The organism is Flavobacterium buctense (genome assembly GCF_014486695.1).
GTDB lineage: Bacteria > Bacteroidota > Bacteroidia > Flavobacteriales > Flavobacteriaceae > Flavobacterium > Flavobacterium buctense.
Window position 1 is genome coordinate 89,594 of the sequence record NZ_JACTAB010000003.1, and the last position, 14,387, is coordinate 103,980.

Genomic DNA, 14,387 nt, shown 5'->3' on the forward strand with positions numbered 1-14,387 from the left:
AATTATTCTTGTGTTTCTTCAGTCGTGTCTTCAGAAGTTTCAGCGTCATTCATTTCATCGGCATCAACACCGTCAACAATTTCACCTTCTACTTCTTCCACTTCATCTTCTTTCATTACTTTGGTTACCGCTGCAATTGAGTCATTTCCTTTGATATTAATTAAACGAACTCCTTGTGTAGCTCTTCCCATTACTCTCAAATCAGACACTTCCATACGAATGGTTAATCCCGATTTGTTGATAATCATCAAATCGTCTTCATCCGTTACGGCATTAATCGAAATCAACGCACCAGTTTTTTCAGTGATATTCAAAGTTTTTACCCCTTTTCCACCTCTGTTGGTAATGCGGTAAACATCTTCTCCGTCTTCATCTACCAATTTGGTTCTTTTTCCGTAACCGTTTTCGGTAACGACTAATAACTGTGTATCATTGATATCATCCTTATTAACAGAAACCATACCAATCACTTCGTCTTTATCATCCGCTAAAGTAATTCCACGTACTCCGGAAGCTGTTCTTCCCATTGGACGGGTTTTTTCTTCTTCGAAACGAACCAACTTTCCGGATTTCACAGCTACTAACACTTGGCTTTCTCCGTTGGTTAATTTGGCTTCTAATAATTCATCGTCTTCTCTAATGGTAATCGCATTGATCCCATTTTGACGCGGACGTGAGTATTGTTCCAATGGCGTTTTCTTCACCTGACCTTGCTTGGTCGCCATGATTACATAATGACTATTGATGTATTCTTCATCTTTTAAATCTTGTGTACAAATGAAGGCTTTTACTTTATCATCACTTTCGATGTTGATTAAGTTTTGAATCGCACGACCTTTGCTTGTTTTACTGCCTTCCGGAATTTCGTATACGCGCATCCAGAAACATTTTCCTTTTTGGGTAAAGAACAATAAATATTGGTGATTCGTAGCTACGAATAAATGCTCTAAGAAATCTTGGTCACGAGTACCGGCGCTTTTTTGGCCAACGCCACCTCTATTTTGCGTTTTGTATTCTGATAAATTGGTACGTTTGATATAACCCGCATGCGAAATTGTGATTACTACATTTTCATCGGCAATCAAATCTTCGATACTTACATCACCACCGCTGTATTCAATGGTTGAACGACGTTCGTCTCCATATTTATCTCTGATTTCGATTAGTTCGTCTTTAATCAATTGCATTCTCAATTCTTTACTTGCTAATAAATCTTTCAAGTGCTGAATCAACTTCATGATTTCTTCGTATTCCGCTCTTAACTTGTCTTGTTCTAGACCGGTTAATTGACGCAAACGCATTTCAACAATAGCACGGGCTTGGATTTCGGATAACGTAAAACGCTCAATCAATTTGGTTCTAGCTTCATCGCCGTCTTTTGACGAACGGATTAAGGCAATTACTTCATCAATATTATCCGACGCAATGATTAAACCTTCTAAAATGTGGGCTCTTTCTTCTGCTTTGCGCAATTCGAATTGGGTTCTTCTAACGACAACATCGTGACGGTGTTCTACGAAATAGTGAATCAAATCTTTTACGTTCAACATTTGTGGTCTTCCGTTTACCAACGCAATGTTGTTAACACTGAAAGAAGATTGTAATGCGGTAAATTTATAAAGAGTATTCAAAACCACATTTGGAACTGCATCCCGTTTCAATTCATAAACGATACGCATTCCGTTTCTATCTGATTCGTCACGAATATTGGAAATACCTTCGATTTTCTTTTCATTGATCAAATCGGCAGTTTTCTTAATCATTTCTGCCTTGTTGACTTGGTATGGAATTTCAGAAACAATAATAGCTTCTCTTCCGTTGGATTCTTCAAAGCTTACTTTAGCACGAATCACAATTCGACCACGACCAGTTTTGAAAGCTTCACGAACACCTTCATATCCATAAATCACACCTCCTGTTGGAAAATCAGGAGCTTTGATGTGCGTGATTAATTCGTCAATCTCTATATCATTATTGTCGATGTACGCTAAAGTACCGTCAACTACTTCTGTTAAGTTATGGGGTGGCATGTTGGTGGCCATACCAACGGCAATTCCCGATGCACCATTTATCAATAAATTCGGCACTCTGGTAGGCATTACTTTTGGCTCATACAACGTATCGTCAAAGTTCAATTGGAAATCCACTGTCTCTTTGTCGATATCTGCCATAATGTCCTCTGACATTTTTTTCATTCTGGCCTCAGTGTAACGCATCGCTGCCGGACTATCGCCATCGACAGAACCGAAGTTACCTTGACCGTCAATTAATAAATAACGTAAACTCCATTCCTGTGCCATACGAACCATGGCGTCATAAACAGAAGTATCGCCGTGCGGGTGATATTTACCCAAAACTTCTCCAACAATTCTTGCGGATTTTTTGTGCGCTCTGTTTGAAAAAACGCCTAAATCATACATTCCATATAACACTCTTCGGTGTACCGGTTTTAAACCGTCACGCACGTCAGGTAGCGCTCTTGAGACAATTACAGACATCGAATAATCGATGTAAGCTGATTTCATTTCATCTTCGATGTTAATAGGAATTAACTTTTCTCCGTCAGACATATTTTATAAATTATTAATAAAAAATTAGTTTAAATTCAAAACGTGCTAATATAGAATATTTATAGCTTTTGAAGCTAATTTTAGGCCATAAATTTTAATGATTTATTAACAAAATAGGCGCTTTTTTTGGTTAATAAAATAGTGGGATAAGTGCTTTTATTATTGGCTTTTTTTTTGTCAATTAGCTGACAGTACTTTTAGGCGGAATGATTTTTGTTAGAACCATTCATAATAACTAAATTTACAATACCAATAATATATTTATATGGATGATAATTTTTCACCAAGAGTTAAAGATGTTATAACCTACAGCAAGGAAGAAGCTTTACGCTTAGGCCATGATTTTATAGGTACAGAACATTTGATGCTTGGTATCCTGAGAGATGGAAATGGTAAAGCGATTGCTATTTTAAATAACCTGTCTGTTGATTTAGATCATTTGAGAAAAAAGGTCGAAATCCTAAGCCCGGCTAATCCTAATGTTGAAATTAGTAACGAAAAGAAGAATTTACACTTGACCCGTCAAGCGGAACGCGCCTTAAAAACAACATTTTTAGAAGCCAAAGTATTTCAAGCAACTTCTATTAGTACTGCTCATTTGCTTTTGTGTATTCTAAGAAACGAAAATGATCCTACAACCAAACTACTGCACCGTCTAAAAATAGATTACAACGTAGTAAAAGAACAATATTTGAACATGACACCAAACGAAGAAGATTTTACAGACAACTTGCCAAGAAACGAATCCTTCAATGACGATTCCGGTCAAGACGATGGACTAAAAGAAGGCAATTTTAATAATCCGGCCAATAAGACCAACAAGAAATCGAAAACTCCCGTTTTGGATAATTTTGGTCGTGACTTAACCGAATTGGCAGAGGAAGGCAAACTCGATCCTGTTGTGGGTCGTGAAAAAGAAATAGAGCGTGTTTCTCAAATCTTAAGCCGAAGAAAGAAAAACAATCCGTTACTGATTGGTGAACCTGGTGTAGGTAAATCTGCCATCGCCGAAGGTTTGGCTTTGCGCATCATTCAAAAGAAAGTATCGCGTATTCTTTTTGGCAAAAGAGTCGTGACGCTTGACTTAGCTTCCTTAGTTGCCGGTACCAAATACCGCGGACAATTTGAAGAAAGAATGAAAGCCGTGATGAACGAATTGGAAAAAAACGACGATATCATTTTATTCATTGACGAAATCCACACGATTGTTGGCGCCGGTGGTGCCACTGGATCGTTAGATGCCTCAAATATGTTTAAACCGGCGTTAGCGCGTGGCGAAATACAATGTATCGGAGCTACAACGCTCGACGAATACCGACAATACATTGAGAAAGACGGTGCGTTAGAAAGACGTTTCCAAAAAGTAATTGTTGAACCTACTTCGGTAGAAGAAACGATTACGATTTTGAACAATATCAAAAACAAATACGAAGACCATCACAACGTAATTTACACCGACGAAGCCATTGAAGCGTGTGTAAAATTGACTAACCGCTACATGTCGGAGCGTTTCCTTCCGGACAAAGCGATTGATGCTTTAGACGAAGCGGGTTCGAGAGTTCACATTACCAATATTGATGTGCCCAAACAAATTTTGGATTTGGAACGTCAATTGGAAGAAGTGCGCGACTTGAAAAACTCTGTCGTTAAAAAACAGAAATACGAAGAAGCTGCTAAATTACGCGATGACGAAAAACGCTTAGAAAAAGACTTGGCCATTGCGCAAGAACAATGGGAAGAAGATTCCAAAAGCAACCGAATTCGCGTAACTGAAGACAATGTTGCCGATGTAGTGTCGATGATGACGGGAATTCCGGTGAATCGTATTGCCCAAACCGAAAGCAACAAATTAGCCCATTTACCGGAATTAATTCAAGGAAAAGTAATCGGTCAAAACGAAGCGGTACTGAAAATTTCTCGTTCCATCCAAAGAAATCGTGCCGGATTAAAAGATCCGAATCGTCCGATTGGTTCGTTTATTTTTTTAGGACAAACCGGTGTTGGTAAAACGCAATTAGCGAAAGTATTGGCCAAAGAATTATTCGACTCTGAAGATGCTTTAATCCGTATCGACATGAGTGAATACATGGAAAAATTCGCCATCTCTAGATTAATCGGTGCGCCTCCGGGTTACGTGGGTTACGAAGAAGGCGGACAATTGACCGAGAAAGTTCGTAGAAAACCATATTGTGTTGTCCTTTTAGACGAAATCGAAAAAGCGCATCCTGACGTGTTTAATATGATGTTACAAGTATTGGACGACGGTTATTTGACTGATAGTTTAGGTCGAAAAATCGATTTCAAAAACACGATTATCATCATGACTTCGAATGTTGGAGCGCGTCAGTTGAAAGACTTCGGTCAAGGGGTTGGTTTCGGAACCGCTGCTAAAATTGCGCAAGCCGATGACAACTCGAAAAGTGTAATTGAAAACGCGTTGAAAAAAACCTTTGCGCCTGAATTCTTAAACAGAATTGACGATGTAATCGTATTCAACCCGTTGGAAAAACACGACATCGATTTGATTATCGAAATCGAATTGAAAAAATTGTACACTCGTGTGGAAGAGTTAGGTTATAAATTGAACCTTTCTGATACCGCCAAAGCGTTTATCGCCGACAAAGGTTTTGACAAACAATTTGGTGCTCGACCACTAAAAAGAGCCATTCAAAAATATGTAGAAGATGCTTTAGCCGAAGAAATTATCACTTCGAAAATAGCTTCCGGTGATGAAATTTTTATGGATTTAGATGAATCAGCTCAAGAGTTGACCGTTACGATTCAAAAAGCTGAAAAGCCAACAAAATAAGATAGTTTAATCTTTACAAGCCACGAATTAACGAATAATGTATCACTGTTTTATTCGAAAATTCGTGGCTTTTTAATTTTTTATTCATGCCACAAAACAAAATCATATTAGGTTCCGAAGAATGGTGTTCGTTTCCCGAACTCGGCATTCCGGCCATCAAAGCTCGTGTTGATTCGGGGGCGAAAACTTCGGCACTGCATGCCATTAATATTGCCCCTTTTCTGAAAGATTCCGAAAACTGGGTGAAATTTGACATCAACCCTATTCAAAATAATCTCAAAACCGTGATCCACTGTGAAGCCAAGTTGGTTGACAAACGCATAGTCAAAAGCTCAAGCGGTTTTCGCGAACAACGTTATGTGATAAAAACCAATTTGTGCATCGGAACCGATACTTGGGAAATTGAAATGACCTTAACCAACCGAGATTCCATGGGTTTCCGCATGCTGTTAGGACGTGAAGCGATGAGTGGCAGAATATTGGTCGACCCGGAACAAAAATATTTATTGGGACAAACTTCTACCGAAAGCTTAAAAGATTTGTATCAAAATTCTATTACTGTTAAATCCGGGTTGCGTATCGGTGTTCTCGCCAGCAATCCCGAATTGTACAGCAACAAACGCATCATGGAAGCCGGAGAAATGCGTGGACACGAAATGCATTTTTTGAACATCAAGGAATGTTATATGAAGCTCGATGCCGACAAACCCGAAATTCATTACCGAGGCGGAAAAATTCTAGACAATTTTGATGCTATCATTCCGAGAATCCGACCGAGCATTACCTTTTACGGTTGTGCTTTGACACGCCAGTTTGAAGCTATGAAAGTCTTTTGTTTGAATTCAGCGGCAGCGATAACCCAATCGCGAGACAAACTGTTTTCACTTCAATTATTATTACACCACGGCGTAGATATTCCAACTACAGGATTTGCGAATTCGCCTTTGGATACCGATGACTTAATAAAAATGGTTGGCGGTTCGCCGCTGATTGTAAAATTACTCGAAGGAACACAAGGGAAAGGCGTTGTATTGGCTGAAACTAAGAAAGCAGCAGAATCGGTAATCAATGCATTTAAAAGTCTAAATGCAAATATTTTGGTACAAGAATTCATTAAAGAAGCCAATGGAAAAGATTTGCGTTTGTTTGTGGTTGACGGGAAAGTCGTTGCAGCCATCCAACGAGAGGCGGCCGCCGGTGAATTCAGAGCCAACATCCATATGGGCGGAACCGCATCGGTAATTAAACCAACACCGGATGAAAAGAAAATCGCTATCAAAGCCGCTAAAGCCATGGATTTAAAAGTGGCCGGTGTGGATATCATTCGGTCATCAAAAGGACCACTATTATTGGAAGTCAACTCATCTCCCGGACTTGAAGGTATAGAAGGCGCCACTAATAAAGATATTGCCGGTGAAATGATTAAGGCGATAGAGAAAAATTTTAAGAGCAAAGCAGATTTCAGAACACAGACAACATGAATAAAAACAGACTAGAAGCTTTTAGTGACGGCGTTTTAGCGATTATAATCACCATCATGGTGTTGGAATTTAAAGTCCCGACGGAAACCACTTTTGAAGCAGTAATTCCTTTGTTTCATAAATTTTTGAGCTATATTCTGAGTTTTATCTATGTTGGAATTTATTGGAACAATCACCACCATATGATGCACACTGTTAAGCATGTCAACGGGAATATTCTTTGGGCTAATTTGCATTTGCTGTTTTGGTTGTCATTGATACCATTTGCTACCGCTTGGATTGGTGAACATCACTTTGCTCCTTTTCCGATGATGTTTTATGGTATTATTTTGTTGATGAATGCCATTGCTTATTTCATACTACAAACCTTTATTTTAAAACACCATGGTAAAGACTCCTTACTTTCTAAAGCCATAGGAAAAGATTTTAAAGGAAAAGCTTCGGTTATTTTATACTTAATTGCAGTTGTGGCTTCCCTATTTTATACTGAAATTTCAGGTGCCATTTATATACTGGTAGCCTTGATATGGTTGGTTCCCGACAAAAGGATTGAAAAGATTTTAATCGAAAAAGAATAATGCATAACCTGAAACATAAATAATATGAACTTACTCTCACAAATGATCATCGGATTTATTGCTGTTTTGCATATTTACATTCTTTGGCTCGAAATGTTTGCTTGGACAACACGTGGCCGAAAAGTTTTCAAAACCATTCCGGAAGACCAATTTGAAAAGACCAAAGTCATGGCTGCCAATCAAGGGTTGTATAATGGTTTTCTTGCCGCTGGATTAATATGGTCATTACTAATTACTGATGTTGATTGGAGCAGAAATATAGCCTTGTTTTTCTTGAGCTGTGTTCTAGTAGCCGGTATTTACGGTGCGCTGACAGCTTCTAAAAGGATTTTCTTTGTGCAAGCGGTTCCGGCAATTTTAGGATTGTTGAGTTTTGGCTTGAAAATTTAACTTGCATTTATCACAAAAAAAACCACGTCTTTCAACGTGGCTAACAACTCAATTAACTTCTAATCTATTTACTTAAATGCGCGTAAATTTCGTCTTTTAAGAATAACAATTTGGCCTTTAATTCATGTATAAATTTGTCATTCGCAATTTCTGAACCCATGTTAATTCGGTGAATTTGGTGTTCAATTTCGTGATACTCGTCAAATAATTTTCTGAAATGAACATCTGAAATCTTTAGTTCGTGTATTCTTTCTTTATGTTCCGGGAACTCGTGTAATAAATCGTGTTTTTCCATGGGTTATGAATTTTAGTGTTTAAAATAGTTTAAGATTGTTGGTTAACTAATGGCAATTGGCTTCAGCTTGTACAAACAAATGCATAGTACTTGGAGAAATATAAGCTATGTCTAAGCCCATCCCACGCAGTACAAACAAGAGTCCAATGACTACTGTAATTATTGGCACTATCTTTTGTAATTTGCTTCTAAAAGGCATAGACAAAATACTACTTATGTAAACCACAGCACTCATTAAAGGTATTGTTCCCAAACCATAAAGCAACATATATGTTACTCCAAGCGTCACATTTTGCATAGCAATGGCTCCAAACAAGGCGGCATATACCAATCCACAGGGCAATAATCCGTTAAAAATACCAATGGTAAAAAAGGCATCGGGTGTTTTGCGTTTAAATTGACTTCCTAAACTGCTTTTTACTTTAGAAATGAGTTTATAAATCGGTTCAGAAAAATTGTATTGGGCAAAAATCTTTTCCGGTACGATAGCTATTAAAATCATTAATATTCCCAATACGATAGAAAAACGCTGTTGCATACCGGCAAGGTATAATCCTTTGCCTAATACTCCGAAAAGCAATCCTAAAGTCGCGTAGGCAGTCAATCTTCCGGTGTGGTACAATAGAATTTGCAATGCTTTTTTGGTTGGATTATTTCTATCAACCGGTAACATCATAGCAATAGGTCCGCACATGCCAATGCAGTGTAAACTGGAAACTAAGCCGAAGATAAGTGCTGTGTAAAGCATTGTTAGATTATTGGATTGACAGATTGTTAGACCTTTTAGAAATAAACCTCTTCTTTATTTAAATAAGTTTTGCCTTCGTATTCCCAAGCCACAGTAATACCCCAAAGACCGCCAACCAGATTGTTTTTAGGTATGAGCAAATCAAAACCGGATAGCGAAATAGGGATTTCAAAATCCAGCTTTTGGTTGGACGGTCTATATAGGGATACTTTTCCTTTAATTTTTGAGTAGTCGAATTCTTTTGGGAAATGCACCACTACTCCATTTACTGTTTTGGTAATGGCTACTTTCTCGGTTAAACTGTTAGCGTTTTGAATGCTTTCAATGTTGCCTTGAACCAGTTTTTCTTTTTTGTAATATTGCTCGGTAACCATTTCGTTATCGTATTGAGTATCCGATTGTACTTTAACAACAAAGTATAAAATGAAACACATGAACAATGCAATAGCTATTACAATTCCTTTTCCCCAATTGATTTTCATGACTATATTTTTTAGTTGAAATTTCGCGGACCAACAAAATTGGTCGTGGTGGTTTCTATTAATTTTTTATTATTATAAACTTCAATTTTCAATTCGACTTTTTCGCCTTGTAAATGGCTTTCCAGAATCTTAACAAAGAAAGTTCCTTTGGCCATACCTTGCTTAGGGACTTTGGCAAATGGACTACCGACAAGTGTAATTTCTCCTTTTGGTTCCACAAGTTTGAAAGTGACATGGTCAAATTCTTTTTCGGTTTTATTGATAATATCGTAATTGTATATGTTACTGATTTTGTCACCATCATGTTGGAACAATTGTCCGGGTGCATGTAAAATAGTGGCCTCTACGTCATTTCTTAAAAATAACATTCCAATAAAAACCCCAATTAATATGGCCAAAACCGCAATGTACCCTTTCATTCTGGTCGTTAACTTGAAAGGTTCTTTTTTCACAATTTCGTCTTCACTGGCGTATCTGATTAGTCCTTTAGGCAAGCCTACTTTCTCCATAATCGAATCACACTCATCGATACAAGCGGTGCAATTGATGCATTCTAATTGTACACCGTTTCTAATGTCAATTCCGGTTGGGCAAACGTGTACGCAGACTTTACAATCGATACAATCACCTTTACCTAAGGCGCTTCGGTCTTCGTTTTTATTGAATTTGGCGCGACCGTTTTCTCCTTCGCCACGAACATGGTCATAAGCGACATTGATAGTTTTATTATCTAATAAAACGCCTTGCATTCTGCCATATGGACAAGCGATAATACAAACTTGCTCTCTGAACCAAGCGTAAATAAAGTAGAAAACTCCTGTAAAAATCAATAATGCGATGAGCGTACCGGCATTTTTGGCCGGACCTTCTTTAATGAATTCAATTAGTTCATCACTTCCTATTAGATAAGCCAAAAACACATTGGCAATGATAAATGAGATGATGAAAAACACTATCCATTTGGTCACGCGCTTTCTAATCTTTTCGGCATCCCAAACCTGTTTTGACAATCGCATTTGTTGGGCACGGTCACCATCAATCCAAAATTCGATTCTGCGAAAAACCATTTCCATAAAAATAGTTTGCGGACAAAACCAACCGCAGAAAATACGACCAAAAGCCACCGTAAATAAAGCCAATCCCACTACTCCAATAATCATAGAGATTACGAACAAGTGAAAATCTTGTGGCCAAAACGGGAAACTGAAAATATTGAACCTTCTGTCGACTACATTGAAAAGTAAGAACTGATTGCCGTTGATTTTGATAAACGGTGCTGATAATAGAAAAGCTAACAATAAATAGCTGACTATTTTTCGCTTATCATAAAACGGACCCGAAGGTTTTTTTGGATGAACATATACTCTCTTCCCTTTAGCATCAATAGTTGAGATGCTGTCTCTAAAACTTTCATCCGGGATATTGTTTTCCATTTTGTTGTTGAATTAAAAATTTAATTCGAATTATTTTGCCACAACTTTTGTGGTATCATTCGCAACTGCCGCTTCCTCTTTTGGTGCTACTTCCTCTACCCATTTTTCTCCTTCAGCAGCTTTGGCTCCGGCTGGTTTAGTGCCTTGCAAACTCAAAACATAACTAGCTACTTTTTGCACTTCTTTCGTTCCTAAAGTTTTGGCCCATGCCACCATAGTTGGATTATTTTTACTTCCTTCAGCAATCAACTTAAAGACGTTTTTGATGCCACCACCATTGATCCAATGTTCATCGGTTAGATTTGGTCCAACCACACCACCACCATCAGCTTTGTGACAAGCGGCGCAGGCATTGACATAAATTTCTTTCCCTTTCGCCAAACTCTCCGCATCGGTAAGTAGCGTAACTTTATCAAAAGTGATTTCTTCTTTAGGCGAATTCAGTTTGTTTTTTTCGATTTCGATATTGGCAGCTGCCACTTCTTGATCATATTCCTGAGCTTGTGTATATTCATCCATGACATGGAATCTTACCAAATATATTGCCCCAAAAATGATGGTGGCATAGAACAAGTTTACCCACCAAGGCGGCAGCACGTTGTCTAACTCTTTAATACCGTCATAATCATGATCGAGCATTACATCAGCTTCTTGTTCGATTGCTTTGGAACGGGTCATTTTTTCCAATAAATTCTGAATCCATTTACTCTCGGTAAACGAAACCGATTGCACATCTTCTAATTGCTTGCGTTGTTCTTCTGTCAGCATATGATAAGTTATGTTATCAATGGCACTAACTACAATTTCAATGGCAACTAACAAAAACAAGAAGACTACCAAAAATAGGGAAACCATTGGAAACTTGATGAAAGCCGGACGGTCTCCAGAATCTATGAAATATTCCAATGCACCAAAAACAAAGGCGAAAATCAGTGGAACTCTTACGTATGATGGAAATAATTTTTTCATTTTTATACTTTTAAAGTTGGAACAATTAATCTTCCAGCGGAAGGTTACTTACTTTTTTGATGGTTTCCTTGCTATAAGTCATTGCCCAAACGGTGAACAAGACAAATGCCGTAAAGAAAATCGTCAGTGAAATGATTGGGTATATTTCAACACCTGCAATCGTCTCTAAATTGTGTTTTACATATTTTAACATGACGTTTATTTTTTAGATTTTACTTGAGTATCCGTTCCTAATCTTTGCAGATAAGCTATCAAGGCTATGATTTCTCTGTCTTTCAACGGAACAGTTGCTGTACCGAAGGCTTTTTTGATATCAGTATTAGCCAATAATCTGGCTTCGATTTTAACTGCTTGTTCCTCAGAAATTTTAAGGGCATTAGCTACTTCTTCTTTAGAATAAGGCACACCTAAAGTCACCATAGCTTCCATTTTGGCTTGTAAAGTTGAATTATCTAATTCATTTTTAATCAACCATTGGTATCTTGGCATGATGGATCCAGGTGAAATACTTTGTGGATCGTACATATGATTAAAATGCCAAACGTCATCTCTACCTCCATTAAATGGTTTACCCGGAACACCTTCTCTTGCTAAATCCGGACCGGTACGTTTAGAACCCCAAAGGAATGGGTGGTCGTACACATTTTCACCTGATTTAGAATACTCACCATAACGCTCCACTTCAGAACGGAAAGGACGAATCATTTGAGAGTGACAGCTTACACAGCCTTCTCTGATGTATAAATCTCTACCTTGTAACTCAAGCGGAGTATAAGGTTTTACCGCAGCTATAGTCGGTATATTTGATTTTACTAAAATCGTTGGTAAAATTTGAATTAAACCACCTATTAAAATCGCAATAGTAGTATAAATCATGAATCTTACCGGTTTTCTCTCTAACCAAGCGTGCCATTTTTCGCCTTTCAAACGGTTTGGACTGATAACCGCCAAAGCCGGAGCTTCTGCCGGTTCGTCTTGAATAGCTGAACCTTGTTTTACTGTTTTTACAATGTTGTAAACCAAAACAAAAACACCCAATAAATAAAGAGTACCACCGATGGCTCGCATCCAATACATTGGCATAATTTGGGTTACAGTTTCCAAGAAGTTACCATATTGTAAGGTTCCGTCCGGTTTGAATTGTTTCCACATAGAAGCCTGAGTAAATCCGGCCACATACATTGGCAATGCATATAAAATAATCCCTAAAGTCCCAATCCAGAAGTGGAAGTTGGCTAACTTTTCAGAATACAATTTTGATTTAGTCATTCTTGGGATTAACCAATAAATCATACCGAAGGATAAAAATCCGTTCCAAGCTAAAGCGCCAACGTGAACGTGAGCAATAATCCAGTCCGTAAAGTGCGCAATAGCATTTACGTTTTTCAAGGATAGCATCGGACCTTCAAAAGTGGCCATACCGTAACCGGTAATCGCTACTACGAAGAATTTCAATACGGCATCGGTACGAACTTTGTCCCAAACCCCACGAAGCGTTAACAATCCGTTAATCATACCACCCCAAGACGGCGCGATTAACATAACTGAAAATACTACTCCAAGATTTTGTGCCCAATCCGGTAAAGAAGAGTACAACAAGTGGTGTGGTCCTGCCCAGATATAGATAAAGATTAATGACCAGAAGTGAATAATAGAAAGTCGGTAGGAATAAACGGGACGATTAGCTGCTTTTGGCACAAAATAATACATCATTCCTAAGAACGGTGTGGTTAAAAAGAAGGCTACCGCGTTGTGGCCATACCACCATTGCACCAAGGCATCTTGCACTCCGGCATACACCGAGTAAGATTTCATGGCAGAAACCGGTAATTCAAAACTGTTAAAAATATGAAGCACTGCAACGGTTACAAAAGTCGCGATATAGAACCAAATCGCTACATAAATATGACGCTCTCTTCTTTTGATAATCGTACCAATCATATTGACCCCAAATACTACCCAAATTAGAGCAATAGCGATATCAATCGGCCATTCTAATTCGGCGTATTCTTTTGAAGTGGTGTATCCCAACGGTAACGTAATCGCCGCGGCTACTATGATTAATTGCCATCCCCAAAAGTGCAGTTTACTTAATAAGTCACTGAACATTCTGGCTTTAAGCAAACGTTGCATTGAGTAATACACTCCTGCGAACATGGCGTTACCCACAAAAGCGAAAATTACCGCATTGGTGTGTAAAGGTCTGAGACGTCCAAAACTCAGGAACGGAATTCCACTGGTGACATTGGGAAATAAAAACATAAATGCTAATATTAGCCCAACCAACATCCCTACAATACCAAAAACGATACTGGCATAAATGAAGTTCCTTACAATTTTGTTGTCATACTGAAATTGTTGCATTTCCATAATTATAATTGTTTTTCTTCGGTTATATTAATTTGATTTTTGTTAGTTTCTTTTACGAGCTCGTCGTCAAAAAGCATTCTGACGGATGGCGTATAGTCGTCATCATATTGTCCGCCTCTTACTGCTTTGATAAAAGCGTAGAGAAAGAACACAGCAACTACAATACTTATCGAGATTAACATATAAATGACACTCATACCTCTAATTTGTGTTAGACAAAATTACTTCTGTGATTATTCTTAAAATATGACATTTGTCATAC

The 14,387-nt window shown here is 38.1% G+C and carries 13 protein-coding genes; 4 read left to right on the plus strand and 9 right to left on the minus strand.

All coding sequences use genetic code 11. The annotated features are described in order from the left end of the window. Positions 1–2: 2 nt before the first annotated feature. On the minus strand, positions 3–2,570 hold the full coding sequence (gene gyrA, locus ICG50_RS06230; RefSeq protein WP_187660051.1) for a DNA gyrase subunit A: 2,568 nt from the start codon (positions 2,568–2,570) through the stop codon (positions 3–5). Positions 2,571–2,835: 265 nt separating this feature from the next. Here gyrA and ICG50_RS06235 point away from each other — a divergent pair, with 265 nt between their 5' ends. The 4 genes from ICG50_RS06235 to ICG50_RS06250 all read left to right on the plus strand — a co-directional run bounded on the left by ICG50_RS06235 (position 2,836) and on the right by ICG50_RS06250 (position 7,828). Beyond that, positions 2,836–5,379: an ATP-dependent Clp protease ATP-binding subunit gene (locus tag ICG50_RS06235; protein ID WP_187660052.1), complete on the plus strand. Its 2,544-nt coding sequence runs from the start codon at positions 2,836–2,838 to the stop codon at positions 5,377–5,379. Between the two features lie 86 nt (positions 5,380–5,465). Further along, entirely contained in the window at positions 5,466–6,860 is a 1,395-nt protein-coding gene (gene rimK / locus ICG50_RS06240; protein WP_187660053.1) for a 30S ribosomal protein S6--L-glutamate ligase, read from the plus strand. After that, positions 6,857–7,438, plus strand: a complete 582-nt coding sequence (locus ICG50_RS06245; protein ID WP_187660054.1) for a TMEM175 family protein — start codon at positions 6,857–6,859, stop codon at positions 7,436–7,438. The genes rimK and ICG50_RS06245 overlap by 4 nt, the downstream gene beginning before the upstream one ends. Before the next feature lie 24 nt (positions 7,439–7,462). Next, on the plus strand, positions 7,463–7,828 hold the full coding sequence (locus ICG50_RS06250) for a DUF1304 domain-containing protein (RefSeq protein WP_187660055.1): 366 nt from the start codon (positions 7,463–7,465) through the stop codon (positions 7,826–7,828). 64 nt (positions 7,829–7,892) lie between these two features. Here the strand turns inward: ICG50_RS06250 and ICG50_RS06255 are convergent, their stop codons facing one another. The 8 genes from ICG50_RS06255 to ccoS are packed head-to-tail and all read right to left on the minus strand — an operon-like array spanning position 7,893 to position 14,322. Continuing rightward, positions 7,893–8,123, minus strand: coding sequence for an HP1242/YdcH family protein (locus ICG50_RS06255; protein WP_187660056.1), 231 nt, complete (start codon positions 8,121–8,123; stop codon positions 7,893–7,895). Positions 8,124–8,169: 46 nt separating this feature from the next. Further along, complete coding sequence (locus tag ICG50_RS06260; RefSeq protein WP_187660057.1) at positions 8,170–8,871, minus strand: sulfite exporter TauE/SafE family protein; 702 nt, start codon at positions 8,869–8,871, stop codon at positions 8,170–8,172. 35 nt (positions 8,872–8,906) lie between these two features. After that, a complete protein-coding gene (locus ICG50_RS06265; protein ID WP_187660058.1) occupies positions 8,907–9,353 on the minus strand; it encodes a FixH family protein in 447 nt (148 codons plus the stop codon). Between the two features lie 11 nt (positions 9,354–9,364). Beyond that, on the minus strand, positions 9,365–10,786 hold the full coding sequence (ccoG, locus tag ICG50_RS06270; protein WP_187660059.1) for a cytochrome c oxidase accessory protein CcoG: 1,422 nt from the start codon (positions 10,784–10,786) through the stop codon (positions 9,365–9,367). 30 nt (positions 10,787–10,816) lie between these two features. Beyond that, the gene (locus tag ICG50_RS06275) at positions 10,817–11,755 is read right to left on the minus strand and encodes a cbb3-type cytochrome c oxidase N-terminal domain-containing protein (protein WP_187660060.1); all 939 of its coding nucleotides are present in this window, start codon (positions 11,753–11,755) and stop codon (positions 10,817–10,819) included. Between the two features lie 25 nt (positions 11,756–11,780). Next, positions 11,781–11,948: a CcoQ/FixQ family Cbb3-type cytochrome c oxidase assembly chaperone gene (locus ICG50_RS06280; protein WP_121313425.1), complete on the minus strand. Its 168-nt coding sequence runs from the start codon at positions 11,946–11,948 to the stop codon at positions 11,781–11,783. A gap of 5 nt (positions 11,949–11,953) precedes the next feature. Then, complete coding sequence (gene ccoN, locus ICG50_RS06285) at positions 11,954–14,125, minus strand: cytochrome-c oxidase, cbb3-type subunit I (RefSeq protein WP_187660061.1); 2,172 nt, start codon at positions 14,123–14,125, stop codon at positions 11,954–11,956. A gap of 2 nt (positions 14,126–14,127) precedes the next feature. Next, on the minus strand, positions 14,128–14,322 hold the full coding sequence (gene ccoS, locus ICG50_RS06290; protein WP_121313422.1) for a cbb3-type cytochrome oxidase assembly protein CcoS: 195 nt from the start codon (positions 14,320–14,322) through the stop codon (positions 14,128–14,130). Between the last annotated feature and the right edge of the window lie 65 nt (positions 14,323–14,387).